The sequence below is a fragment of the Pseudonocardia hydrocarbonoxydans genome (assembly GCF_006539565.1).
GTDB lineage: Bacteria > Actinomycetota > Actinomycetes > Mycobacteriales > Pseudonocardiaceae > Pseudonocardia > Pseudonocardia hydrocarbonoxydans.
In genome coordinates this window covers 170,740-195,339 of record NZ_BJNG01000001.1, presented here as the reverse complement: position 1 = coordinate 195,339, position 24,600 = coordinate 170,740, and the positions used below count along the sequence as shown (strand labels likewise).

Genomic DNA, 24,600 nt, shown 5'->3' with positions numbered 1-24,600 from the left:
CGACATGGTCCTGTCCGACGTCTCGATCTCCGCCCTCGACGGCTCCCCCCTGCCCGATCTCGACGGGCGCACGGTGCTCGTCGTCAACGTCGCGTCGCGCTGCGGGCTCACCCCGCAGTACAGCGCGCTGGAACAGCTCCAGGAGCGTTACGCCGACCGCGGTCTCACCGTGCTCGGCGTCCCGTGCAACCAGTTCGGCGGGCAGGAGCCGGGCTCCCCCGAGGAGATCGCCACGTTCTGCTCGGCCACCTACGGCGTGAGCTTCCCGCTGACCGAGAAGGTCGACGTCAACGGCGCCGGCCGGCACCCCCTCTACGAGCGGCTCACCGCCACCCCCGACGACACGGGCACCGCGGGCGACGTGCAGTGGAACTTCGAGAAGTTCCTCGTCGGCCCCGACGGGACGGTGCTGCGCCGCTTCCGCCCGCGCACCGAGCCGGGCTCCGACGAGGTCGTCGCGGCCGTCGAGGCGGCCCTGCCCCGGTGACGGTGCGGGCGGCCCGGGCGGTACCGGCGGGCGCGGTGCTGCTGGGGGTCCTGCTGGCCGGTTGCACCGCGGCCCCGGCACCGCCACCGCCGCCGGTGCCGCCCCCGCCACCGGCGCCGCCCGCCGCGTGCCTGCTCGACGTCGACGCCCTGCGCACGGCGACCGGCCCGGCCTGGGTCGCCGACGAGACGGCCGCGACCGACACCCGGTGCGTCTACGACCCCGAGGGCGCCACGGCGGGCGAGTTCGTCGTGGTCGAGGTCGGCCCGGCCGTCGTGCTCGACGACGTCGCCGCGGTGTGCGCCGACGGCACCCGCACCCCGACGGGCACCGGGTTCACCTGTCGGCTGCCCGGCGGCGGGGTGTTCGCCGCGACGCTGCACGACGGCGACCTGGTGACGGTCGCGGCGGTCGAGGTCCCCGCGTCGACCACCCCCGACAGGCTGGCCACGGCGCTGGGCGCGCAGCTGCCGGGGTGAGCGCTCAGTAGGCCTCGTAAGCGCGCGGTCCTACAGCTCGCGGGACGCGCGGAGTCGGCCCAGGGCCTCGTCGAGGATGGCGGCACCGTCGGCGTCCGAGCGCCGCTCCTTCACGTACGCCAGGTGCGTCTTGTACGGCTCGGTGCGCGGCGCGGCGGGCGGGTTCTGCCCGTCACGGCCCGCGGGGAGCCCGCAGCGCGGGCAGTCCCACGACTCGGGGATCTCCGCCTCGGACGCGAACGACGGCGTCGTCACGTGCCCGTTGGCGCAGTAGTAGGGGATGTTCTCGCGCGGGGCGGTCTCCCCGCGCTCGGACTCCCCCATCGGACCGGCACCCACGCGGGTGCCGCGGATCGCGTTGCCGCCGGACATGGCCATCGCTCAGACCCCCACCTTCACCAGCAGGCCGGTGCCCACGATGGCGATCACCCAGATCAGCCCGGTGAACAGCGTGATCCGCTGGATGTTCTTGTCCGCCATCGTCGAGCCGGACAGGCTCGACTGCACGCCGCCGCCGAAGAGGCTGGACAGGCCACCGCCCTTGCCCCGCTGGAACAGGATGAACGTCACCAGCAGCACGCTGGAGACGATCAGCACGATCTGGAGAGCGATCCTCATCCCATCCTCTTCACCTCGCGGAACGACCCGTCCGAGGGTACAAGGCCCCGGGAGGGCTACGGGAGCGGGCCGCCCGCGGCGATCGCGCAGAGCTGGGAGAACTCGTCGGCGTCCAGGCTGGCCCCGCCGACCAGCGCCCCGTCGACGTCGGCCTCCGCCACGATCTCGCCGACGTTCTTCGCCTTGACCGATCCGCCGTAGAGCACCCGCACCTGGGCGGCCACCGCGTCGCCGTACTTCTCCGCGAGCGCCGTGCGCAGGGCCGCGCAGACCTCCTGCGCGTCGGCGGCGCTCGCCACCCGGCCGGTGCCGATGGCCCACACCGGCTCGTAGGCGACCACCAGGGTCGCCGCCTGCTCGGCGTCGACCTTCTCCAGCGCGGCGACGAGCTGGCGCGTGGTGTGCGCGACGTGCTCCCCCGCCTCGCGGACGTCGAGGCCCTCGCCGACGCACAGGATCGGCACGAGGCCGTGCCGGAGGGCGGCCCGCACCTTGGCGTTGACGAGCGCGTCGTCCTCGCCGTGGATCTCCCGCCGCTCGGAGTGCCCCACGACGACGTAGCGGCAGCCGAGCTTCGCGAGCATCGCGCCCGACACGTCGCCGGTGTAGGCCCCCGAGTCGTGCGGGGACAGGTCCTGGGCGCCGTGCACCATCAGCAGCCGGTCGCCGTCGATGAGGGTCTGCACGGAGCGGATGTCGGTGAACGGCGGCAACACCGCCACCTCGACCCTGGCGTAGTACTTCTCCGGGAGCGCGAACGCCACCTTCTGCACCAGCGCGAGGGCCTCGAGGTGGTTGAGGTTCATCTTCCAGTTGCCGGCGATCAACGGCGTGCGGGTGGCCATGTCACTGCTCCAGTACGGCGAGGCCGGGGAGGGTCTTGCCCTCCAGGTACTCCAGCGACGCGCCGCCGCCGGTCGAGATGTGGGAGAAGCCGTCCTCGGGCAGGCCCAGCGCCCGCACCGCGGCGGCCGAGTCGCCGCCGCCGACGACGCTGAAGGCGCTGGAGTCGATGATGGCCTGCGCCACCCCGCGGGTGCCCTCTGCGAACGGTGCCAGCTCGAACACGCCCATCGGCCCGTTCCAGAACACGGTGGCCGCGCCGGAGAGGACCTCGGCGAACGCCGTGACCGACTCCGGGCCGATGTCGAGGCCCTTCCACCCGTCGGGGATCGCGTCGGCGGCGACGGTCCGCGTGTTCGCCCCGGCGGAGAAGTCGTCGGCCACCACCACGTCGGTGGGCAGCACGATCTTGCCCGACTCCAGCAGCGTGCGGCAGGTGCCGATCTGCTCGCGCTCCAGCAGCGAGTCGCCCACCCCGTACCCCTGGGCGGCGAGGAAGGTGAAGCACATCCCGCCGCCGACGAGCAGTGCGTCGACCTTCGGCAGCAGGGCCTCGATGACGGCCAGCTTGTCGGAGACCTTCGACCCGCCCAGCACCACCGTGTAGGGCCGCTTCGGCGACTCGGTGAGCGTGCGCAGCACCTCGACCTCGGACAGCACCAGCCCGCCCGCGTGGGCGGGCAGGTCGCGGGCCACGTCGTAGACCGAGGCCTGCTTGCGGTGGACGACCCCGAACCCGTCGGAGACGAACGCGCCGTCGTCCCCGGTGAGCGCCACGAGCTCGTCCGCCAGCGCGGCGCGCTCGTCGTCGTTCTTGGACGTCTCGCGCGGGTCGAACCGGATGTTCTCCAGCATGACGACGTCGCCCGCGGCCATCCCGAGGTCGCCGCGGCCGGCGTCCCAGTGCTTCCGGCTGATCAGCCGCACCGGGGCCCCGAGGATCTCGCCCAGCCGGGACGCGGCGGGGGCCAGCGACAGCGCCGGGTCCGGCTCGCCCTTGGGCCGGCCCAGGTGCGCCACGATGATCACCATCGCGCCGGCACCGGACAGCTCCGAGATCGTCGGTGCCGACGCCCGGATCCGGCCGTCGTCGGTGATCTCCCCGGCGTCGTCGAGCGGGACGTTGAGGTCGGAGCGCACGAGGACGGTGCGGCCCTCGACCCCCTCGTCGATGAGGTCGTCGAGAGTCTTCACAGCTTCGAGGCCACCAGCCCGGTGATGTCGACGAGGCGGTTGGAGTAGCCCCACTCGTTGTCGTACCAGCCGACGATCTTGACCTGGTTGCCGATGACCTTGGTCAGGCCCGCGTCGAAGATGCAGGAGTGCGGGTCGGTGACGATGTCGGAGGACACGATCGGGTCCTCGGTGTAGAGCAGCACGCCCTTGAGCGGGCCCTCGGCCGCGGCCTTCATCGCGGCGTTGACCTCCTCGGCGGTGGTCTCGCGGCCGACGGTGGCGGTCAGGTCGGTGGCCGAGCCCGTGGGGATCGGGACGCGCAGCGCGTAGCCGTCGAGCTTGCCCTTGAGGTGCGGCATGACCAGCGAGATGGCCTTCGCGGCACCGGTGGAGGTCGGGACGATGTTGAGCGCGGCGGCGCGGGCGCGGCGCAGGTCCTTGTGCGGGCCGTCCTGCAGGTTCTGGTCCTGGGTGTAGGCGTGGATCGTGGTCATCAGACCCTTCTCGATACCCACCAGGTCGTCGAGCACCTTCGCCATCGGCGCGAGGCAGTTGGTGGTGCACGAGGCGTTGGAGATGACGGTCTGGCTGCCGTCGTAGTCGCCGTCGTTGACGCCCTTGACGATCGTGATGTCCTCGCCGGTGGCCGGCGCGGAGATGACGACCTTCTTGGCGCCCGCGTCGAGGTGCTTGGCCGCGGCGTCGCGCTTGGTGAAGATGCCGGTGGACTCGACCACGACGTCGACGCCGAGGTCCTTCCAGGGCAGCTCGGCCGGGTCGCGCACGGCGAGGCCCTTGAAGCCCTTGCCGTCGACGAGGATCTCGTCGTCGGTGGAGGTGACGTCGTAGGGCAGGCGCCCGAGGATCGAGTCGTACTTGAGCAGGTGCGCCAGCGTGGCGTTGTCGGTGATGTCGTTCACCGCCACGATCTCGATGTCGCTGGTGCCGGCCTTGCGCTGGGCGTCCACCGCGCGCCAGAAGTTGCGCCCGATCCGACCGAACCCGTTCACGCCTACGCGCACCGTCACGCCGTGCCTCCTCAGACTCGTCACTTGTTCCGGGACGACCCTAGCGCCCGGACCCCCGTCGGGGCACGACCCTGTTCGGAATCGATACACCACGCTCCGGCCTGCCCGGACGGCCCTTCGGCACCCGGGTGTCGCCCGCCGTCGACCATTGATCACCGGTGCAGGTCACACGTACCGTCGTCCGGATGTGCTCCGGGTCACCGCCCGGGGCCGACCTGCGGGAGGCGTCGTGACCAGCGTTCAGCGACCGGCGACGGCCGGGGCCCGGCGGGCCCAGCCCGACCGTTCCCAGCTCGTGTTCGACTTCGCCGAGGGCGACCGGACCCAGGTGGACCTGCTCGGCGGCAAGGGCGCCAACCTGGCCGAGATGACCAAGCTGGGCCTGCCGGTGCCGCCCGGGTTCACCGTCACCACCGAGGCGTGCCGCTACTACCTGGAGCGCGGCGAGGAGCCGCAGTCGCTGCGGGTGCAGATCACCATGGCGCTGCGCCGCCTGGAGAACGAGCTGGGGCGCCGCCTGGGCGACGTCGTCGACCCGCTGCTGGTGTCGGTGCGCTCGGGGGCCAAGCACTCGATGCCGGGGATGATGGAGACCGTCCTCAACGTCGGGCTCAACGACTACTCGGTGAAGGGGCTGGCCGAGGCGGCGCAGGACGAGCGCTTCGCCTGGGACTCCTACCGGCGGCTGATCCAGATGTTCGGCCGCACGGTGCTCGACATCCCCGCCGAGCGCTTCGAGCACGAGCTGGACACGACCAAGGCCCGGGCCGGCGTGGCCACCGACGTCGAGATCCCGGTCCCGGCGCTGGTGGAGCTCGTGGAGGAGTTCAAGAACATCGTGCAGGACGCCACCGGGCGGGAGTTCCCGCAGGACCCGCGCGAGCAGCTCGACCTCGCCATGCGCGCGGTCTTCAACTCCTGGAACACCGACCGGGCGCGGCTCTACCGCCGCCGCGAGCGCATCCAGCACGACCTGGGCACCGCGGTGAACATCTGCGCGATGGTGTTCGGCAACCTCGGCGAGACCTCGGGCACCGGGGTCTGCTTCACCCGCGACCCGGCCAGCGGCCAGCCCGGCGTCTACGGCGACTACCTGTCCAACGCCCAGGGCGAGGACGTCGTCGCCGGCATCCGCAACACGTTGACGCTGGAGGACTTCGCACGGCTGGACCCCTCCTCGCACGCCGAGCTGACGCGGATCATGCGGCGGCTGGAGACCCACTACCGCGACCTGTGCGACATCGAGTTCACCGTCGAGCGCGGCAAGTTGTGGATGCTGCAGACCCGCGTCGGCAAGCGCACCGCCGCCGCCGCGTTCCGGATCGCCACCCAGCTGGTGGACGAGCGGCTGATCACCCGGGACGAGGCGCTGGCGCGGGTGACCGGGCACCAGCTCGCCCAGCTGATGTTCCCGCAGTTCGACACCGAGGGCGGGCGCACCCTGCTCACGCGGGGCATGGCGGCCTCCCCCGGCGCCGCCGTCGGCAAGGTGGTCTTCGACTCCGCCACCGCCGTGGCGTGGGCCGCGCGCGGCGAGCCGGTGATGCTCGTGCGCCGCGAGACCAACCCCGACGACCTGGAGGGGATGATCGCCGCGACCGGCGTGCTCACCAGCCGCGGCGGCAAGACCTCGCACGCCGCCGTCGTCGCCCGCGGGATGGGGCGCACCTGCGTGTGCGGGGCCGAGGAGATCGAGGTCGACGCCGCGGCCCGCACCCTGACCGTCAACGGGACCCGCATCGCCGAGGGTGACGTCCTGTCCATCGACGGGTCCACCGGCGAGGTCTTCGCCGGTGAGCTGCCGGTCGTCGCCTCCCCGGTGGTGGTCTACCTGGAGCAGGGGCTCGACGCCGCGCTGGAGGCGGCCGACGAGCAGACCGGTGAGCTGGTGCGCAGCGTCGACCGGCTGCTGCGCCACGCCGACCAGGCCCGGCTGCTGCGCGTGCGCGCCAACGCCGACACCGCCGAGGACGCCACCCGGGCCCGCGACATGGGCGCGGAGGGCATCGGGCTGTGCCGCACCGAGCACATGTTCCTGGGCGAGCGCCGGGTGCTGATCGAGCGGCTGATCCTCGCCGACGGGCCGGCCGCCCGCGACGCCGCGCTCGCCGAGCTGCTGCCGCTGCAGCGCGCCGACTTCGTCGCGCTGCTCGAGGCGATGGACGGGCTGCCGACCACGATCCGGCTGCTCGACCCGCCGCTGCACGAGTTCCTGCCCGACCGGACCGAGCTGGCCGTACGCGTCGCGGTCGCGCAGGCCACCGGGCGCGGCGACGACGCCGACGTCGCGAAGGACGTCACCCTGCTGGCCGCGGTCGACCGGCTGCACGAGTCCAACCCGATGCTGGGGCTGCGCGGGGTCCGGCTGGGGCTGAGCGTGCCGGGCCTGTTCGCGATGCAGGTCCGGGCGATCGCCGAGGCGGCCGCGGAGCGGCTCGCCGCGGGGGGACGGCCGGTGGTCGAGATCATGGTGCCGCTGGTCGGCTCGGTCATGGAGCTGCACCTCATCCGCGACGAGATGGACGGGGTGCTGGCCGAGGTCGCCGCGGCGGCGGGGACGGAGCTGCACATCCCGATCGGCACGATGATCGAGCTGCCCCGGGCGGCGCTCACCGCCCGCCGGATCGCCGAGGCCGCCGAGTTCTTCTCCTTCGGCACCAACGACCTCACGCAGACGACCTGGGGCTTCTCCCGCGACGACGTCGAGGCATCGATCTTCGCGACCTATCTGGACAAGGGCGTGTTCACCGTCTCGCCGTTCGAGTCGCTCGACCGCGACGGGGTCGGCGCGCTGATCAGGATGGCCGTGCAGGCGGGGCGGGCGGTCCGGCCCGACATCAAGCTCGGCGTCTGCGGGGAGCACGGCGGCGACCCGGAGTCGGTGCACTTCTTCCACGACGCCGGGCTCGACTACGTCTCCTGCTCGGCGTTCCGGGTGCCGGTGGCACGGCTGGAGGCGGGGCGCGCGGCGCTGGCGTCGGACACGGCCGGAGGGTCGCTCTAGCCGGGCCGGGCGGCGGGGCTCAGCTCTCGTCGAGCATCTCCGCGGTGACGGCCGAGTCGGTGTCGGGGATGCCCAGGTCGGCGGCGCGCTTGTCGGCCATGTGCAGCAGCCTGCGGATCCGCCCCGCCACGGCGTCCTTCGTCATCGGCGGGTCGGCGAGCTGGCCCAGCTCCTCCAGCGACGCCTGGGTGTGCTCGGCGCGCAGCCGCCCCGCGGCCTGCAGGTGCTCCGGGACGTCGGGGCCGAGGATCTCCAGTGCCCGCTGCACCCGCGCCGACGCCGCGACCGCGGCGCGGGCCGAGCGGCGCAGGTTGGCGTCGTCGAAGTTGGCCAGGCGGTTGGCGGTGGCGCGGACCTCGCGCCGCATCCGGCGCTCCTCCCAGGCCATGACGCACTCGTGCGCGCCCATGCGGGTGAGCAGCGCGCTGATCGCGTCGCCGTCGCGGACGACGACCCGGTCGGCCCCGCGCACCTCGCGGGCCTTGGCCGTGACGCCCAGCCGGCGGGCCGCCCCGACCAGCGCCAGCGCGGCCTCCGGCCCCGGACAGGTGACCTCCAGCGACGAGCTGCGGCCGGGCTCGGTGAGGGAACCGTGCGCGAGGAAGGCACCGCGCCAGGCCGCCTCGGCGTCGCACACCCCGCCGGAGACGACGGGCGGCGGCAGGCCGCGGACCGGGCGGCCGCGGGCGTCGAGCAGGCCGGTCTGGCGGGCCAGCCCCTCGCCGTCGCGCACGACGCGCATGACGTAGCGCGCGCCCCGGCGCAGCCCGCCCGGGGAGATCACGTGCGCCTCGCAGGTGTGGCCGTAGAGCTCGTGGATGTCACGGCGCAGGCGTCGGGCGACCGACCCGGTGTCGACCTCGGCCTCGATCACGACCCGGCCGCCGACGATGTGCAGCCCTCCCGCGAAGCGCAGCAGCGCGGCCACCTCGGACCGCCGGCAGCACGGCTTGGTGACGACGAGCCTGCTCAGCTCGTCCTTGACCGATGCGGTCATCGCCATGTCACGGACCTCCGGGGTGCTGGGTCTGGCCATCCGGCGAGGCGCCGACCGGATGCGGGAGCTGCGGGCCGGCCACCACGGACCCCAGCGCGTCGGCCAGCGCCACCGGGTCGTGGCGCGGCACCGCCGGGTCTGCCGCGACCGGGGCCAGGTGGACCCGGCCGCCGGGCGACAGCATCGTCGACGCCGCCCGGTGGAGCCGATCGGGCACCGGCACCGCGGCGACGTCGGCGACGACCGCGTCCACCCTGAGTGCCGGAGCGTGTTCGGAGAGTACGGCCAGGTGCCGCTCGGGGGAGAACCCGGCGGTCTCCCCGGGCTCGGGGGCCAGGTTGAGCACCAGCACCCGCCGCGCGGCGGCCGTCAGGACCGCGTCGCGCAGCTCGGGGACCAGCAGGTGGGGCAGCACGCTGGTGAACCACGAACCGGGGCCCAGGATCAGCAGGTCGGCGTCGCGGACCGCCTCGACGGCCTCCCGGCACGCCCGCGGGCGCTCCGGCTGGAGCCACACCCGGCGCACGCGCCCCGGCGTGGACGCCACCGCCACCTGGCCGCGGATCCGGTACGCGCGGGCGGGGTCGTCGCTGCCCAGGCCGGTGACCTCCGCCTCGATGTCGAGCGGCTCGCAGCTCATCGGCAGCACCCGGCCGCGGACGCCGAGCAGCGCCCCGACCTCGTCGAGCGCGGCCACCGGGTCGCGCAGGGTGTCCATCAGGCCGGCCAGCAGCAGGTTGCCGACGGCGTGCCCGGCGAGCGCGCCGGTGCCGCCGAAGCGGTGCTGCACGAGCGCGGTCCAGCGCCGGCCCGCGACGTCGTAGGAGGCCAGTGCGGCCATCGCCATCCGCAGGTCCCCCGGGGGCAGGGAGCCCAGCTCGCGGCGCAGCCGGCCCGACGACCCGCCGTCGTCGGCGACGGTGACGACGGCCGTCACGTGCGGGTCGACGACCCCGCGACCGGCGAGCACCCGCAGCGCCGACAGGGTGGCGTGCAGGCCGTGCCCGCCCCCCAGCGCGACGGCCCGCGGCCCGGTCACTCGCGCCCCAGGTCGCGGTGCGCGACGTTGACCGACACGCCCTGCTCCCCCGCCAGCCGCCGCGCGATCTCCTCGCTGATCGCCACGCTGCGGTGCTTGCCGCCGGTGCAGCCGACGGAGACGGTGAGGTAGCTCTTGCCCTCGCGCCGGTAGCCGGCCCCGACCAGGCGCAGCAGCTCCAGGTAGCGCTCGATGAACTCCGCCGCGCCCTCCTGGCTCAGCACGTAGTCGCGGACCGTGCCGTCGCGGCCGGTGAACTCGCGCAGCTCCGGGATCCAGAACGGGTTGGGCAGGAACCGGACGTCGACGACGAGGTCGGAGTCCATGGGCAGCCCGTACTTGTAGCCGAACGACACCACCGTGACGCGCGTGTGCTGGGCGAACTCGGCGCCGAACGTGCGCTCCAGCGTGGCCCGCAGTGCCGGCACCGACACCGTGGAGGTGTCGACGACCAGGTCGGCGCTCTCCCGCAGCGGGCGCAGCAGCTCGCGCTCGGCCGCGATCCCGTCGACGAGTCGGCCGTCGCCCTGCAGCGGGTGGCTGCGCCGGACCTGCTCGAAGCGGCGGACCAGCACCGCGTCGGAGGCCTCCAGGAACAGCAGCCGGGGCCGGTAGCCGCGGGCGTCGAGATCCTTGATGACGGCGTGCAGGTCGGCGGTGAACGCCCGGCTGCGGACGTCCATGACGACGGCGATGCGGGCGACCTCCCCCCGGGCCCTGGCCCCGAGGTCGACCATGGTGGCGATCAGCTCGGGGGGCAGGTTGTCGACCACGAACCAGCCCAGGTCCTCCAGGACCTTGGCCGCGGTGCTGCGTCCGGCCCCGGACAGGCCGCTGACCAGCGCGACCTCGATCCCGGGCAGCGGTGCGGCCGGCACGTCGGCGGTCACGTCGGCTCCTTCGCGGGGACGTCCCCCGTGAGCGCGGCCAGCACGGCCGCGGCGGTGCGCGGCCCGAACCCGGGCAGCGCGGCGATCTCGTCGACGCCGGCCGCCTTGAGCTTGCGGACCGACCCGAAGTGCCGCAGCAGCGCGCCGCGCCGGGCCGGGCCCAGGCCGGGCACCCCGTCGAGCTCGGAGCTGGTCATCCCCTTGGAGCGCCGCTGGCGGTGGTAGGTGATGGCGAAGCGGTGGGCCTCGTCGCGCAGCCGCTGCAGCAGGTAGAGCCCCTCCGAGGTGCGGGAGAGGATCACCGGGTCGGGTTCGCCGGGCATCCACACCTCCTCCAGCCGCTTGGCCAGTCCGCACACCGCGACGTCGGTGACGCCGAGCTCGGCGAGCACGTCGGCCGCCGCCTGCGCCTGCGGGGCCGCCCCGTCGACGACGAGCAGCTGGGGCGGGTAGGCGAACCGGCGGGGCCGTCCGGTATCCGGGTCGATGCCCGGACGGGAGCCGACGTCGGGCTTTTCGGCCGCATCCGCCGCGCCGTTACCGGTCTCGGCCAGATAGCGGCGGAAGCGGCGGCGCACGACCTCGGCGATCGCCGCGACGTCGCCCAGCTGCGCCGCGTCCTTGATCTCGAACCGGCGGTAGTCCGACTTCTTCGCGAGGCCGTCCTCGAACACCACCAGCGACGCCACGACGTCGGTGCCCTGCACGTGCGAGACGTCGATGCACTCGATGCGCAGCGGGGCGGTGTCGAGGCCGAGTCCGTCCTGGATCTCCTGCAGCGCCGCCGAGCGCGCCGTGAGGTCGCCCGCCCGGCGCAGCTTGTGCTGGGTGAACGCCTCGGCGGCGTTGCGGGCGACGGTCTCGGCGAGTGCCCGCTTGTCGCCGCGCTGGGGCACCCGGATGACGACCCGCGAACCGCGCAGCTCGGACAGCCACTCGGCCAGCGCGTCGACCTCGGCCGGCAGCTCGGGCACGAGGATCTCGCGGGGCACCGGCTGGGCGGCGTCGTCGCTGGACTCCGCGAGCGCGGCCTGCTCGCCGTAGAACTGCACGAGGAAACGCTCGACGAGCTGGGCGGTGTCGGCGGGCTCGACCTTGTCGATCACCCAGCCGCGCTGGCCGCGCACGCGCCCGCCGCGCACGTGGAAGACCTGGACGGCGGCCTCCAGCTCGTCGTCGGCGAACGCGACGACGTCGGCGTCGGTGCCGTCGCCGAGCACGACGGCCTGCTTCTCCATCGCCCGCTTCAGCGCGCCGATGTCGTCGCGCAGCCGGGCGGCCCGTTCGAAGTCCAGGTTCTCCGACGCCTGCGCCATCCGGCGCTCCAGCTGGCGGACGAGGTGGTCGGTGCGGCCGGCGAGGAAGTCGCAGAAGTCCTCGACGATCTCGCGGTGCGTCTGCGCGTCGACCCTGCCGATGCAGGGGGCGGAGCACTTGTCGATGTAGCCGAGCAGGCAGGGCCGCCCGATCTGGCCGTGGCGGCGGAACACCCCGGCCGAGCAGGTGCGGGCCGGGAACACGCGCAGCAGCAGGTCCAGGGTCTCCCGGATGGCCCAGGCGTGGGCGTAGGGCCCGAAGTAGCGGACGCCCTTGCGGCGCGGGCCGCGGTAGACGTGCAGCCGCGGGTACTCCTCGCCCACGGTGACCGCCAGGACCGGGTAGGTCTTGTCGTCGCGGTAGCGGACGTTGAACCGCGGGTCGAACTCCTTGATCCAGTTGTACTCGAGCTGCAGCGCCTCGACCTCGGTGCCGACCACCGTCCACTCGACGTGCGCGGCGGTGGTGACCATCTGGCGGGTGCGCGGGTGCAGCCCGGACAGGTCGGCGAAGTAGGAGTTGAGCCGCTGGCGCAGGTTCTTCGCCTTGCCGACGTAGATCACGCGCCCGTGCACGTCGGAGAACCGGTAGACCCCGGGGGCCTCGGGGATCGAACCGGTGGCCGGGCGGTAGCTCGCGGGATCAGGCATGGCCTCCCCAGGGTAGGACGGCACCCCGACGGGCCGCGGCTCGGGCCGGGACCGGTCCCGGCCCGGGAGGGCCATGCTGCGTCCGACCGGGTGTATTGCTAACGACGCGTGCCCCGACGACGATCCGACACGGAGACGACCGACCCGGAGGCGACCATGACCGACCCGACCGGACCTCCCCCCGCCGGGTGGAACCAGGGCGGCTGGTCCACCACCGGCGCGTCGCCGGACGGCGGGAAGGCCCCGGTCGGGGACGCCGAGCACCCGGAGACCGCCCAGTACCCGGGGGCCGGGCACCACCCCGGTGCCGGCCAGCTCCCCGGGGCGGGCCAGTACCCGGAGACCGCCCTGTACCCGGGCGCGGGCCAGTACCCCGGGGCGGGCCAGTACCCGGGGGCCGGCCAGTACCCCGGGCCGGGCCAGTACCCGGCCGGTCCGCAGGCCGCGGGTCCCTACCCCGGTTCCCCGTACGGGGGCGAGCAGTACGGCCGCGACCCCGGCGCGTACGGGCCGGGCCAGGCCGGCTGGAACCCGGCGTACGGCGGGGCGCCGGCGCCGGCGCCCGGACGCGGGCGGCGCACCGGGATCATCGTCGCCGCGGTGGTGGCGTCCGTCGCGATCGTGGCGGCCGTCGTCGTGGTGGTGCTGCTCAACCGCGCGCCCGACCCCGACACCCCCGTCGCCCGGGGTGCCTCGACCGCCGCACTGGCGATCCCCGACAACACCCCCGGTGGCGCGACCAGCACGATCACCCTGACCGGCGACGCCACGGTCGGCCGGATCGACGTGGTGCTGGACCTGCAGCACCGGTTCCCGCGGGAGATCACCGGGGTGCTCACCTCCCCCGCGGGGCGCCAGGCCGTGGTCTTCCCGCGCTCCGACACCGCGGGCCGGGTCACCCTCTCGACCACCCAGCCGTCGTCGCCGCTGCTGAACCTGCAGGGCGGCCCGGTCGCCGGGGACTGGGCGCTGACGCTGTCCGACGAGGTCAGCGCGGACCCGGGCACGCTGAACAGCTGGGAGATCGTCGTGTACCCGGCCGCCGCGGACGCGCCCGTCCCCTCCGCCGCCCCGGCGACGGGATCGTCGGCCCCCGGCCTGGCGATCCCGGACGACGACGATCTCCTCGGCGTCACCGACGTCGTCGACCTGGGCGGCTACGGCACCGTCGACCGGGTCGCCGTCGACGTCACGATCGCCCACGGCATCAGCAGCGACCTGCGGGTGGAGCTGCGCTCGCCGCTGGGGCGCACCGTGGTGCTCACCGAACGCGAGGCGGGGCTGTCCAGCGGGGGGACGATCACGCTGAGCCTCGACTCCTCCGCGCCCGGGTCGCCGCTCGCCCCGCTCGTCGGGGAACCGCTGGCCGGGCCGTGGCGGCTGCGGGTGCTCGACGCCGTCATCGTCGACACCGGCACGCTCCAGGACTGGTCGGTCACCGTCAACGGCTGAGCCGGCTGTCGGTCCCGCGTGCTATCCCTGTCCCCGTCACGAACACGCGTTCGAAGGGGGTGCGGGATGGGTGCCGACAAGCTCGACACGGTCCGCAAGCTGCTCGCCAAGGCCGAGGGGGCCGCCACCGCGCAGGAGGCGCAGGCCTACACCGCCAAGGCCGTGCAGCTGATGGCCCGCCACGGCATCGACGAGGCGCTGCTGGGTGCCGCCCGTCCCGGTGACGACGAGATCGGGGCCACCCGCATCGCCGTCGACGACCCGTACAGCGCGGGCAAGGCGCGGCTCCTGGGCTGGGTCGGCAGCGCGTTCGGCTGCCGCTGCGTGCTGCACGGCGTCCGCGGCGGGCGGGTCACGGCCGTCACGGTGTTCGGGCACGCGTCGGACCGGGCGCGGGTGGAGCTGCTGCACACCTCGCTGCTGCTGCAGGCGACCTCGCAGCTGGTGCGGTTGCGCCCGCCCGATCCCCGCGAGTCGGTCGCGGCCTACCGGCGGTCCTGGCTGCACGGGTTCGCCGTGGAGGTCCACCGCAGGCTCGCCGCCGCGCACGAGGACGCCGAGCGCGAGGCCGCGGGCACCACCCCCGGCGCCCACGGCCCGTCCGTGGCGCTGGTGCTGGCCGACCGGCGCGAGCGGGTGGAGCGGGCGTGGGCGGAGGCGTTCCCCGAGCTCGGGCGCGCCCGCCGCTCGATGCTCACCGGGTCCGGCGTCCGGGCGGGCACCCGGGCCGGCGCCCGTGCCGATCTGGGCCACCCCCGGGTCACCCCCGCCCGCTCCCCGGCCCTGGGCCGGTGAGCGCACACCCCGCGGCCCGTCGCACACCCCGCGGCCCGTCGCACAGGCTGCACCCCGTGCGCGGGCCCGGACCCTCTGCGCGAGCCCGGACCCTGTGTCCGAACCGCACCTCCGCCCGGGGGGTGCGGTCAGGCGGGGAGGGCGAGCAGGCGGTCGACCACGAGGTCCACGCGGGGGGCGCTCACGTGCGGGGGGTCCACGACGGCCGACACCCGGCCCTCCAGCCGGGTCGCCAGCGCCCCGACCAGCCCGGCGCGCACCGCCCCGTGCACGTCCCAGGAGTGCACGGCCACCAGCGCGGTGCGCTCGGGAGCCGAGTCGACCTGCTCGCACACCCAGTCGTAGACCCGCGGCGGGGGCTTGAACGCGCCGATCGCCTCGGCCGAGTGCACGCCGCGCAGGTAGGTGCGCAGACCGGCCCGGTCCAGCGCGTCGCAGGCAGTGCCGGGGCTTCCGTGGGTGAACGCGTAGGTGGGCACCCGGGCCAGGGCGAGCGCCTGCAGCGCGGGCTCCACGTCGGGGTGCGGGGGCAGGTGGGCGAAGCCGGCGAGCACGTGGTCGAGCGCCTCGTCGGAGAGCGTGTGGCCGGTGGTGGTGCGCAGCGCGGCGCGGGCCACGTCGCCGAACGGCGGGGTCGACCCGGCGAGCGTCAGGGCCATCCCGTCGCGCAGGGTGCGGGTGAAGAACAGCTCCCACTCGTGGGCGGGGCGCCCGACGTCGACGAACCGGGCGCCGAGGGCATCGACCTGCAACATGGTCTCGAACACGTCGAACAGCACGACCCGCGGGCGGCGGTCGTCGGCGCGGGGGCGGTCCGGGGTGCCCGGCCGGGGGGACACGGTCATCGCCGTTACTCCTTCCGGAGCAGCGGAGCCGCCCCGGCGGATCGTGGCTCAGGCCGCGGCGACGGGCCGTCCGGGCGGGGTGTCCCAGCGCCGAACGGCGTCGAGGACGCGCCGAACGTGCAGCGCGCGCAGGGGCGCGAGCGCGTACCCCGGGTAGCTGGCCAGCCACACCGCGCTACCGAGGCTCACCGCGTCGGCGCCCGCCCAGAAGTACTCGCGGCAGTCGTCGACGGTGCGGACGCCGCCGGTGGCGATGATCGGCAGCGTCACGCCGGCCTCGCGCAGCTCCGACACCACGCGCAGCCCGATCGGCTTGATCGCCCGCCCGGACAGGCCGCCGTAGCGGTTGGCCAGGAACGGCTCGCCGGTGCGGGGGTCCAGGCGCAGCGCCTTCACGGTGTTGATCGCGGTCAGCGCCGACACCCCGGCCGCGGCGGCGGCGCGGGCGCTGCGCACGTAGTCGTGGTCGGGGGACAGCTTGAGGATCACCGGGTGGCTGCTGCGCGGCACGGCCTCGGCGAGCACCTCGTCCAGGATCGTGGACAGGTCGACGTTCACGTTGGGGCAGCTGACGTTGAGCTCGACCGCGGCGATGTCCCCGGCGGGCACGGCGGCGTTGACGCGGTCCACCAGCGTCACGAGCTCCTCGCCGGAGAAGCCGCCGAGGGAGATGATCGTGCGCTGACCGCGGGTGCGGGGGTGGTAGTCGCGCAGGTAGGCCTCGATGCCCACGTTGCACCAGCCGAACGCGTTGAGCCAGCCGCCGTCGGTGCGGCGCAGCACCCGGCCGTAGCGGCGGAGCAGGCCGGGGAGCTCGCCGAGGGAGTAGTCGTCGCGGGTGCTGAAGTGGCCCTCGCGCGGCTCCACGGTGAGCGTGCGGGTGGTGACGGCCCCGAAGCGCTCCAGCGGCACGAACAGCGACACCGGGCTCATGCCGTAGGGCAGCAGCGGGGAGTTCGCCACCCCGTAGCCCAGCAGGCTCGAGGAGGTGACCAGCCGGTTGCGGAGCACGATGTCGCCCAGCCGCACCTCGCCGTGGTCGGGGACCTGCTTGGCTCGCAACACGCCACGATGCTACGTGCGGCCCACCCGGCCCCGTACCGGCCGGGCCCGTGACCGTCGCCGCACCTCAGCTCGCGTGGGCCGCCGCGTGCAGGGCGCGCAGCCGGCGCATCGCCTCGACCGCGCGCTGCCCGTCGACCGCCTGCACCGCCATGACCGGCACGTACTCGTAGTCGGGCAGGTCGATGCGGGCCCACGACGCGCCGTCGGGGAACGCGACGCGCTGCACCTCGGTCCACGGGAAGCGACGGGTGGCGAACACGTTGCGGATCTCGATGCCCTCGGCGTCGGCCCGGACCCGCGGGCGGGCCATCAGCAGGCAGCCCGCCGCGAAGAACAGGCCGATGACGACGAGCGCCACCTGGTCGGCGACGCGGAAGATCACCCCGGTGTCGCTGTTGCGCAGCACCAGCGCGATCACCGTGAACAGCACGACGATCACCACCGCCGACGCCCAGGAGATCACCGCCGCCCGCAGCGGGCGCAGCGTCAGCGTCTCGCGCTCCTCGGTCACCGTCACGGGCCCTTCCTCAGGTCGCGCAGCAGCACCGCGGTGTGCAGGGCGGCCAGGCAGGCCTCCGCGCCCTTGTCCTCCGACGCGCCGGGCCCGCCGGAGCGGTCGACGGCCTGGTCGTGGTTGTCGCAGGTCAGCACCCCGTTGCCGACGGGCGTGCGCTCGTCGAGCGCCACCCGCGTCAGCCCGTCGGTGACGGCGTCGCAGACGTACTCGAAGTGCGGCGTGCCGCCCCGGATGACGGCGCCGAGCGCCACCACCGCGTCGTGGGTGCGGGCGAGCTCCTGGCAGACCACCGGCAGCTCGACGGTGCCCGACACCCGCACCACGGTGGGGTCGGGGGCGCCGGCCTCGCGGGCCGTCGACACCGCGCGCTCCAGCATCAGGTCGACGATGTCGGCGTGCCAGCTGGTGGCGGCCACCGCGACCCGCAGGCCACCGGCGTCGGGCAGGGTCCCGACGACGGGCCGGCCCTCGCCGCTCACGACGGGACGCCGGCCGCGCCGGGCGCGTCGAGGTCGGGCAGGTCGTGGCCCATCCGGTCGCGCTTGGTGCGCAGGTAGGCGAGGTTCTCCGGCACCGCCCGCACGGGCAGCGGCACCCGGCCGGTGACCGCGAGGCCGTAGCCCTCCAGTCCGGCGCGCTTGTCCGGGTTGTTGGTGAGCAGCCGCATCGACCGCACACCGAGGTCGACGAGGATCTGCGCGCCCATGCCGTAGTCGCGGGCGTCGGCGGGCAGGCCCAGCGCGAGGTTGGCGTCGACGGTGTCGGCCCCGGCCTCCTGCAGCTGGTAGGCCTGCAGCTTGTGCAGCAGGCCGATGCCCCGGCCCTCGTGCCCGCGCATGTAGAGCACGACGCCGCGCCCCTCCTCCGCGACCGCGGCCAGCGCCGCGTCGAGCTGGGGTCCGCAGTCGCAGCGCAGCGAGCCCATGACGTCGCCGGTGAGGCACTCGGAGTGCACCCGCACCAGCACGTCCTCGCCGGTGTCGAGCTCGGTGCCGATGTCGCCGCGGACCATCGCGATGTGCTCGATGCCGTCGAGCAGCGAGTCGTAGCCGAAGGCGGTGAAGTCGCCGTGGGCGGTGGGGATGCGGGCCTGCGCCACGCGCACGACGTGCTTCTCGAAGCGGCGCCGGTGGGCGATGAGGTCGGCGATGGTGATCAGCGTGAGGTCGTGCTCGTCGGCGAAGACGCGCAGCTCCTCGCCGCGGGCCATCTCCCCCTCGTTCTTCTGCGACACGATCTCGCACAGCGCACCGGCCGGGGCGAGCCCCGCCAGCCGGGCCAGGTCGACGGCGGCCTCGGTGTGGCCGGGGCGGCGCAGCACGCCGCCCTCGCGGGCCCGCAGCGGCAGCACGTGGCCGGGGCGGACCAGGTCGTTGGGCCCCGCCGACGGGTCGGCCAGCAGCCGGATCGTGTGGGCGCGGTCGGCTGCCGAGATGCCGGTGGTGATCCCGAGCCGGGCGTCGACCGTGACGGTGAACGCGGTGCGGAAGCTGTCGGAGTTGGTGTGGTGCATGGGCGGGAGGTCGAGGCGGTCGCACTCGGTCTCGGTGAGCGCCACGCAGACGTAGCCGGAGGTGTAGCGCACCATGAACGACACCAGCTCGGGCGTCGCCATCTCCGCGGCGAAGATGAGGTCGCCCTCGTTCTCGCGGTCCTCGTCGTCGACCACCACCACGGCCTTGCCGGCCTTCAGGTCGGTGAGGGCCTTCTCGATGGCCTCGGTGCCGCCGCGCGGCCTGCCGTCCGTGTCGCTGTCCACATCTCCACCGTTCACGTTCATCGGGTCACGTTCATCGGGCCGTGCCGCCGTACCCGCCGACCAGCCGTTCCACGTACTTCGCGAGGACGTCCACCTCGATGTTGACGGTATCCCCCGCCCGCCGGATCCCCAGAGTGGTGTGCGCCAGGGTCGTGGGGATCAGCGCGACGGTGAACGAGTCCGGGCCCACCGAGGCGACCGTCAGCGACACGCCGTCGACGGTGATCGACCCCTTCTCCACCACGTAGCGCGCGAGGTCGGGGGCGAGGCTGAACCGCAGCTCGTCGCTGCGCTCCGCGGGGGTGCGCGAGATCAGCGTCGCCACGCCGTCGACGTGGCCCTGCACGATGTGCCCGCCCAGGCGGCCCGACACCGGGACGGCCCGCTCCAGGTTCACCGGCGTGCCGGCCGCGACGGCGCCCAGGCTCGACCGCTTCAGCGTCTCGGGCACCAGCTCGACGCGGAACGTGCCGTCGGTGCTGCCGTGGGGGTCGATCACGGTGAGGCAGACGCCGTTGACCGCGATCGAGTCGCCGTGCCCGGCGTCGGTGGTGACCAGGGGGCCGCGCACGGTGAACTCCACCACCTCGGCGCTCTCGCGCACGGCGAGGACCTCGCCCATCTCCTCGACGATGCCGGTGAACATCCCGCCGCCCTTCTCCGCTCCTGCCCGTACCAACCTGCGGGCGCACCCGGATCATCCCCCGGGCCGCGCCGGGCCCGTCAGGCGGTCCAGGCCCGGTGCGGTGCGGCCGTGCGCACGCGGTCGCGCAGGGCCGCCACGGCGCGGGCGGGGTCGTCGGCCCCGTAGACGGCCGACCCGGCCACGAAGCAGTCGACCCCGGCCTCCGCGGCGGCCTCGACGGTGTCGGCGTTGATGCCGCCGTCGATCTCGACCAGCAGCGTCAGGTGCCCGGTGTCGACGAGGCGGCGCGCGGTGCGCACCTTGTCGAGCACCCGGGGCATGAAGCTCTGCCCGCCGAAACCGGGCTCCACGCTCATCACCAGCAGCGTGTCGTAGTGGCGCAGCACCTCGACCCACGGCTCGAGCGGGGTGTCGGGCTTGATCGACAGGCCCGCCCGCGCCCCCGCCGCGCGCAGGTTCCGTGCCAGCGCGACGGGGTCGGCGGCGGCCTCGGCGTGCACGGTGACGTTGTGCGCGCCCGCCTCCGCGTAGCCCGGCGCCCAGCGGTCGGGGTCCTCGATCATCAGGTGGCAGTCCAGCGGGATGTCGGTCGCCCGCAGCAGCGACTCGACGACCGGCAGGCCCAGTGTGAGGTTGGGCACGAAGTGCGCGTCCATGACGTCGATGTGCAGCCAGTCGGCCCCGGCCTCCCCGGCGACGGCGGCGGCCTCGTCGGCGAGGTGGGCGAAGTCGGCCGACAGCATGCTCGGGGCGATCATCGGGTGCACGCCGCGAGGGTACGGGCCCCGCCGCGGGCCCTCACGCCCGGACGAAGTCCGCCACCAGCCGGGCCACCGCCACCGGGTCCTGCAGCGGCATGCCGTGCCCGACGCCGGGCAGCTCGACCGACCGCGCGCCGGGCATCCACTCCGCGAGCAGCGCGACCGCCTCGGCGAACATCGGGGTCGTCCGGCTGCTCTCGGCCCCGCACACCAGCAGCGTCCGGGCCCGCACGCGGGCGGCGAGAGCGGCGTCGAACCGCCAGTCCACGGCCGCGGCCCGGATCTCGTCGGTGAGGAAGTAGGCGGCGTCGCGGGCGAGCCGGTCGGGGGCGTCCTCGCCGAGCCGGGCCCGCAGCAGGGCGCGGTAGTCGAGGCCGTCGACCCCGCGCAGGAACAGGTCGGCGGCGCGGGCCACGTCCCCGTCGGCCAGCGCCGCCATGACCGGCCCGACGACCCGGGCGTTCGTCTCCTCCGCCGCGGGCCCGGCCGGCCGGGGCGCCGGCTCCAGCAGCACCAGGCCCTCGATCAGGTCGGGGTCGTCCAGCGCGGCCTGCAGCCCGATGCACGCGCTGGAGGAGTGGCCGACCCAGACCGCCCGGTCGACGCCGAGCCCGCGGAGCAGCGCGCAGCACTGCCGGGCGTGGTCGGCCAGGCTCAACGGCCGGTCCGGTCGCGAGCTCCCGCCGTAGCCCGCGCGGTGGACGCGGACGACCCGCAGCCCGTCGAGGGCGGGTTGGTCGAACACCGGCCGGAACCACTCCCCGAACATCCCGGCGTGCGCGAGCAGCACCGCCGGGCCGGGGGCGTCGGCGCCGCGCTCCCAGTACTCCAGCTCGGCGTCGCCGACGTCCATCCGGCGGGCGGCCGCGGCCGGGCCGCCCCCGCCCGGCGCGGCGAGCCACCCGAGCCGGCCGGCCAGACCCAGGTCGTCGCGGTTGGCCCAGTGCTCGACGAGCAGGCCGTCGGCCGTGCGGAACCAGTGCGTCTGGGTCACCGCGAACGGGCGCCCGGTCGGCGGGCGCACGGCCACGACCGAGCCGTCCGGGCCGTAGCGGTGGTAGGCCCCGGTGTGCCGGCCGGACATGGTGGTGTGCACCGCGGCGAGGTCGTCGTCGACCAGGATCTCGTGCAGCTCCCAGGACAGCTCGGAGAACCCGGCGCGCAGCCACGCCGTCGAGGCCCACCAGCCGGCGGGCCCGGGCGTGCGGGCGGCGGGCGGGCCGATGACGGCCTCGCGGTCGTGGGCCCGCGGGTGGACGAGCCGGGCCAGGTCGGCCTCCGTGCCGTCGGCCATGGCGCGGAACAGGTCGGTGACGAGGCGGTGCGTGGACGTGGTCCTACGGGTGGTGGTCATGGCGACCACCGTCGCGCCGCGGGCCCTGCCCCGGATCCGGGTGCCGTACGGACCCAGGACGGGCGATCCCGTACCCAGGCCCGGATCAGGTCGGCAGGTGCCGGGCCAGCTCGGCGCGCCGCGCGGCCCCGGTCTTGGCCAGCAGCCGCCCGACGTGGGTCTCGACGGTGCGCGGGGACAGGTGCAGCCGCGCGGCGATCTCGGGGTTGGACAGGCCGGCCCCGACCAGCCGCAGCACCTGCAGCTCGCGCCCGGTGACCCCGCGGGCGCGCAGCGGCGCCGGGACCGGCTCGACGTCGCGGGCGGGACGCGGCACCGGCAGCCCGAGCGCGCGCAGCCGGCGGCGGGCGAGCTCGGTCAGCCGGTCCTCGCCCCGCCCGGCGAGGAAGGCCAGCTGCTCGCGCAGCAGACCTGCGGGGTCGGGGAGGCCGGGTGATCCGGCCCGCGGCAGCAGCTGCGCGCGGAACAGGTGGCGGTAGTAGGGCTGGTCCGCGGCCACCGTCTCGGCCCGGGCGAACGCCACGGCCGCCGCGGCGGCGTCACCGGCGGCCGAGGCCGCGACCGCGTCGGCGTAGTGCAGGGCGGCGCGGTTGAGCAGGTTGACCATCACGTCGGAGGCGCGCAGCTCCCCGCGCGGCCCGGCGTCGGACGGGTCGAGCACGGTGCGCAGCAGCGCCCACTCGCCCCACAGCGGGGCCGGGTTCGACCCGGGCGCCGTCCGCAGCGCGGCGACGCCGGCCGCCATGCCCTCGACCGCGCGGGCGTCGTCGCCGGACAGCCACGCGTCGCGGGCCCGCAGGCCGGACCGGGCCAGCCGCAGGTGCGGCTCGGCGCTGCCGGTCTGTGCCTCGTCCAGCAGCGCCTCGGCCTCGGCCAGCGACCCGGCGAACACCTGTCCCCGGGCCGCGAACAGCAGCGCGAAGGACCGGGCCGACGCCATCCCGAGCCGGCCCGCCCGCTCGGCGCAGCGGCGGGCGCGCCGCGACGCCGCGACGTATCCCTCGATCGCCACGGTGCCGACGGTGATCTGCAGCTCCAGCGCCACGGCGGTGCCGAGCATCCCGGACTCGACGGCCAGCTCCGCGGCCCGCTCCAGCTCGGCGGTGCCGCCGAGCTCGATCATCGTGCCGGCCCCGAGCTCGGCCAGCGCCCGGATCCGCCAGGGCGCCAGGCCGTGCCGGGCCGCGATCTCGACGGCCCGGGTCAGCGCCGCCCGCGAGCCCGCCGGGTCGGGGCGGCGCAGCACCCGGCCCAGCGCCTCCAGCGCCTCGCACGCGACGGCCGGGTCGTCCGCGTCCGACGCCCGCCGGGCCGCCGCCTGGGCGGTGGCGGGGTCGCCGAGGCCGAGCGCGGCGTGCGCCCGCAGCGCGGCGACCGCCGGACCGTCCCCGGCCTGGTCCAGGTAGCGGTCGGCCTCGGCGAACCGCTCGGCCGCGACGCAGGCGCGGGCGGCCGCGAGCGCCAGCGCCGTGCGGGTGGCCCCGACGGCCCCGGGGAGCGCGGCGTCGGCGGCGGCGACCGCCTCGTCGGCGCGCCCGCGCAGCGCCAGCACCCGCACCCGCTCGGTGGCGACGGCCGCGCGCTGCGCCGGGTCGCCCGCGGCGAGCACGACGGCGCGGTCGAGGACGGCCGACGCGGCCGCCAGCGCGCCCGCGGCGGTGCTGCGGGCGGCCTGGTCGACCAGCAGCCGGGCGGCCCGGCCGGGCCGCCCGCCGCGCGCGTGCAGGTCGGCGACCAGCCCCGGCCGGGTGGCGTCGGCCCCGGCCGCGTCCAGGGCCGTGGCCAGCGCGGCAGCGTGGACGGCCCGCTCGGGCCCGCTCAGCGTGGCGAGCACGGCGTCGCGGGTCAGCGCGTGCCGCCAGCGCGGGCCGTCGACGAGCAGGCCCGCCCCGTGCGCCGCGCGCAGGGCCGCGGCCACGTCGCGCTCCGGCGCCCCGGTGGCGGGCACCAGCAGGGCCCAGTCCAGCTCCGGGCCGAGCACCGCCGCGGCGACGACCAGGTCACGGTGGGCGGGGGCGAGTGCGGTGAGGCGGGCCTCGACGAGCCGGGCGAACGGGTCGGGCACGCGCGGCGCCGGGGTGCCCGCGACGCCCAGCCGCCCCGCCTCGCGGCGCAGCCCGCCGCTGCGGACCAGGCCGGTGGTGAGCTCCTCGACCAGCAGCGGCAGCCCGTCGGCGGTGGCGGTGAGCAGCGCGGCGGCGTCCGGGTCCGGCACGCCCCCGCCGACCTGGCCGGCCAGTGCCGCGACCTCGTCGGCGGTGAGCGGTGCCAGCGGCACCTCGGTGACGGCCGGGTGCCGCCGCAGTGCCGCCAGGCCGTCGGCCGGGGCGTCCACCCGGGCCGCACCGATCAGCCGGACGGGCGGCCGCGTCCCGGCCAGGTACTCCAGCACCGCGAGGGTGTCGGCATCGGACCAGTGCAGGTCGTCGAGCAGCACGACCCGCGGCCCGGTGCCGGCCAGCACACCCAGCAGCGCCGTGACGGCCTCACCGAGCACCACCACCGGGTCGACGACGTGCGCACCCGCCGCGGGCGGCACCGGCCAGCCCGGCAGCAGCCGGGCCAGCACGGCGCGGAACGGGACGAGCGCGGGGTCGGTGGCCAGCCGGGGCGGTGACGCCCGCACCAGCGCCTCGACCAGCGGGCGGAACGGGCCCCCGCCGGGGACGGCATGGCCGCGCAGGACCTCCGCCCCGCCGCCCACCCGCTCCGCGACCTCGTCCAGGATGCGGGTCTTGCCGATCCCGGCCTCCCCGGTGACCAGGGTGACCCCGCCGGAGCCGCACGCCGAGAGCAGGGCCGTCAGCTCGGCCCGGCGCCCGACCAGTGGGGACAGCGGCACGGGCCGAGTATGGCGGCGCGGCGGCGCGCACGGGAG

Annotated in this window: 23 protein-coding genes; 5 read left to right on the top strand and 18 right to left on the bottom strand. The window is 75.4% G+C overall.

What is annotated here, in order from left to right:
- Positions 1 to 4: 4 nt before the first annotated feature.
- Both PHY01_RS00900 and PHY01_RS00895 read left to right on the top strand, forming a co-directional pair.
- Positions 5 to 487: a glutathione peroxidase gene (locus PHY01_RS00900; RefSeq protein ID WP_141276234.1), complete on the top strand. Its 483-nt coding sequence runs from the start codon at positions 5 to 7 to the stop codon at positions 485 to 487.
- The gene (locus PHY01_RS00895; protein ID WP_141276233.1) at positions 484 to 966 is read left to right on the top strand and encodes a hypothetical protein; all 483 of its coding nucleotides are present in this window, start codon (positions 484 to 486) and stop codon (positions 964 to 966) included. The genes PHY01_RS00900 and PHY01_RS00895 overlap by 4 nt, the downstream gene beginning before the upstream one ends.
- 30 nt (positions 967 to 996) lie before the next feature.
- Here PHY01_RS00895 and PHY01_RS00890 read toward each other — a convergent pair whose 3' ends face one another.
- From PHY01_RS00890 to gap, 5 genes are read right to left on the bottom strand one after another with little or no spacing between them, the layout of a single operon-like run.
- On the bottom strand, positions 997 to 1,338 hold the full coding sequence (locus PHY01_RS00890) for an RNA polymerase-binding protein RbpA (protein ID WP_141276304.1): 342 nt from the start codon (positions 1,336 to 1,338) through the stop codon (positions 997 to 999).
- A gap of 9 nt (positions 1,339 to 1,347) precedes the next feature.
- Positions 1,348 to 1,584 (bottom strand): preprotein translocase subunit SecG, encoded by a 237-nt coding sequence (gene secG, locus PHY01_RS00885; RefSeq protein ID WP_141276232.1) that lies wholly within the window; start codon positions 1,582 to 1,584, stop codon positions 1,348 to 1,350.
- 56 nt (positions 1,585 to 1,640) lie between these two features.
- Positions 1,641 to 2,429 carry a triose-phosphate isomerase gene (gene tpiA / locus PHY01_RS00880; protein WP_141276231.1) on the bottom strand — a complete coding sequence of 263 codons (789 nt, stop codon included), beginning with the start codon at positions 2,427 to 2,429 and terminating at the stop codon, positions 1,641 to 1,643.
- A gap of 1 nt (position 2,430) precedes the next feature.
- Complete coding sequence (locus PHY01_RS00875; protein WP_141276230.1) at positions 2,431 to 3,621, bottom strand: phosphoglycerate kinase; 1,191 nt, start codon at positions 3,619 to 3,621, stop codon at positions 2,431 to 2,433.
- Entirely contained in the window at positions 3,618 to 4,631 is a 1,014-nt protein-coding gene (gene gap, locus PHY01_RS00870) for a type I glyceraldehyde-3-phosphate dehydrogenase (RefSeq protein WP_141276229.1), read from the bottom strand. The genes PHY01_RS00875 and gap overlap by 4 nt, the downstream gene beginning before the upstream one ends.
- A gap of 229 nt (positions 4,632 to 4,860) precedes the next feature.
- Between gap and ppdK the strand changes: the two genes are divergently transcribed.
- A complete protein-coding gene (gene ppdK, locus PHY01_RS00865; protein WP_141276228.1) occupies positions 4,861 to 7,635 on the top strand; it encodes a pyruvate, phosphate dikinase in 2,775 nt (924 codons plus the stop codon).
- 19 nt (positions 7,636 to 7,654) lie between these two features.
- On the opposite strand, the gene whiA is transcribed toward ppdK, so the two are convergent.
- From whiA to uvrC, 4 genes are read right to left on the bottom strand one after another with little or no spacing between them, the layout of a single operon-like run.
- Positions 7,655 to 8,638, bottom strand: a complete 984-nt coding sequence (whiA, locus tag PHY01_RS00860) for a DNA-binding protein WhiA (protein WP_141276227.1) — start codon at positions 8,636 to 8,638, stop codon at positions 7,655 to 7,657.
- Between the two features lies 1 nt (position 8,639).
- Positions 8,640 to 9,671, bottom strand: a complete 1,032-nt coding sequence (locus tag PHY01_RS00855) for a gluconeogenesis factor YvcK family protein (protein ID WP_141276226.1) — start codon at positions 9,669 to 9,671, stop codon at positions 8,640 to 8,642.
- Positions 9,668 to 10,561, bottom strand: a complete 894-nt coding sequence (rapZ, locus tag PHY01_RS00850; RefSeq protein ID WP_141276225.1) for an RNase adapter RapZ — start codon at positions 10,559 to 10,561, stop codon at positions 9,668 to 9,670. Before rapZ ends, PHY01_RS00855 begins: the two co-directional genes overlap by 4 nt.
- The gene (gene uvrC, locus PHY01_RS00845; protein ID WP_141276224.1) at positions 10,558 to 12,528 is read right to left on the bottom strand and encodes an excinuclease ABC subunit UvrC; all 1,971 of its coding nucleotides are present in this window, start codon (positions 12,526 to 12,528) and stop codon (positions 10,558 to 10,560) included. Before uvrC ends, rapZ begins: the two co-directional genes overlap by 4 nt.
- A gap of 156 nt (positions 12,529 to 12,684) precedes the next feature.
- Between uvrC and PHY01_RS00840 the strand changes: the two genes are divergently transcribed.
- Together PHY01_RS00840 and PHY01_RS00835 are read left to right on the top strand one after the other, a co-directional pair.
- Positions 12,685 to 13,980 (top strand): proprotein convertase P-domain-containing protein, encoded by a 1,296-nt coding sequence (locus tag PHY01_RS00840; RefSeq protein WP_141276223.1) that lies wholly within the window; start codon positions 12,685 to 12,687, stop codon positions 13,978 to 13,980.
- A 66-nt stretch (positions 13,981 to 14,046) separates the two neighbouring features.
- Complete coding sequence (locus tag PHY01_RS00835; RefSeq protein WP_141276222.1) at positions 14,047 to 14,775, top strand: DUF2786 domain-containing protein; 729 nt, start codon at positions 14,047 to 14,049, stop codon at positions 14,773 to 14,775.
- A gap of 128 nt (positions 14,776 to 14,903) precedes the next feature.
- On the opposite strand, the gene PHY01_RS00830 is transcribed toward PHY01_RS00835, so the two are convergent.
- The 9 genes from PHY01_RS00830 to PHY01_RS00790 all read right to left on the bottom strand — a co-directional run bounded on the left by PHY01_RS00830 (position 14,904) and on the right by PHY01_RS00790 (position 24,564).
- Entirely contained in the window at positions 14,904 to 15,620 is a 717-nt protein-coding gene (locus tag PHY01_RS00830; protein ID WP_141276221.1) for an HAD-IA family hydrolase, read from the bottom strand.
- Between the two features lie 48 nt (positions 15,621 to 15,668).
- A complete protein-coding gene (locus PHY01_RS00825) occupies positions 15,669 to 16,685 on the bottom strand; it encodes a beta/alpha barrel domain-containing protein (RefSeq protein WP_141276220.1) in 1,017 nt (338 codons plus the stop codon).
- A gap of 64 nt (positions 16,686 to 16,749) precedes the next feature.
- Entirely contained in the window at positions 16,750 to 17,202 is a 453-nt protein-coding gene (locus PHY01_RS00820; RefSeq protein ID WP_246085591.1) for a PH domain-containing protein, read from the bottom strand.
- Entirely contained in the window at positions 17,199 to 17,681 is a 483-nt protein-coding gene (gene ribH / locus PHY01_RS00815) for a 6,7-dimethyl-8-ribityllumazine synthase (protein WP_141276219.1), read from the bottom strand. The genes PHY01_RS00820 and ribH overlap by 4 nt, the downstream gene beginning before the upstream one ends.
- Entirely contained in the window at positions 17,678 to 18,982 is a 1,305-nt protein-coding gene (locus PHY01_RS00810; RefSeq protein WP_141276218.1) for a bifunctional 3,4-dihydroxy-2-butanone-4-phosphate synthase/GTP cyclohydrolase II, read from the bottom strand. Before PHY01_RS00810 ends, ribH begins: the two co-directional genes overlap by 4 nt.
- Positions 18,983 to 18,992: 10 nt before the next feature.
- A complete protein-coding gene (locus tag PHY01_RS00805) occupies positions 18,993 to 19,607 on the bottom strand; it encodes a riboflavin synthase (RefSeq protein ID WP_141276217.1) in 615 nt (204 codons plus the stop codon).
- A gap of 77 nt (positions 19,608 to 19,684) precedes the next feature.
- On the bottom strand, positions 19,685 to 20,365 hold the full coding sequence (rpe, locus tag PHY01_RS00800; protein WP_141276302.1) for a ribulose-phosphate 3-epimerase: 681 nt from the start codon (positions 20,363 to 20,365) through the stop codon (positions 19,685 to 19,687).
- Between the two features lie 40 nt (positions 20,366 to 20,405).
- The gene (locus tag PHY01_RS00795) at positions 20,406 to 21,722 is read right to left on the bottom strand and encodes an alpha/beta fold hydrolase (protein WP_141276216.1); all 1,317 of its coding nucleotides are present in this window, start codon (positions 21,720 to 21,722) and stop codon (positions 20,406 to 20,408) included.
- A gap of 85 nt (positions 21,723 to 21,807) precedes the next feature.
- Entirely contained in the window at positions 21,808 to 24,564 is a 2,757-nt protein-coding gene (locus PHY01_RS00790) for an ATP-binding protein (RefSeq protein ID WP_141276215.1), read from the bottom strand.
- Positions 24,565 to 24,600 lie beyond the last annotated feature (36 nt).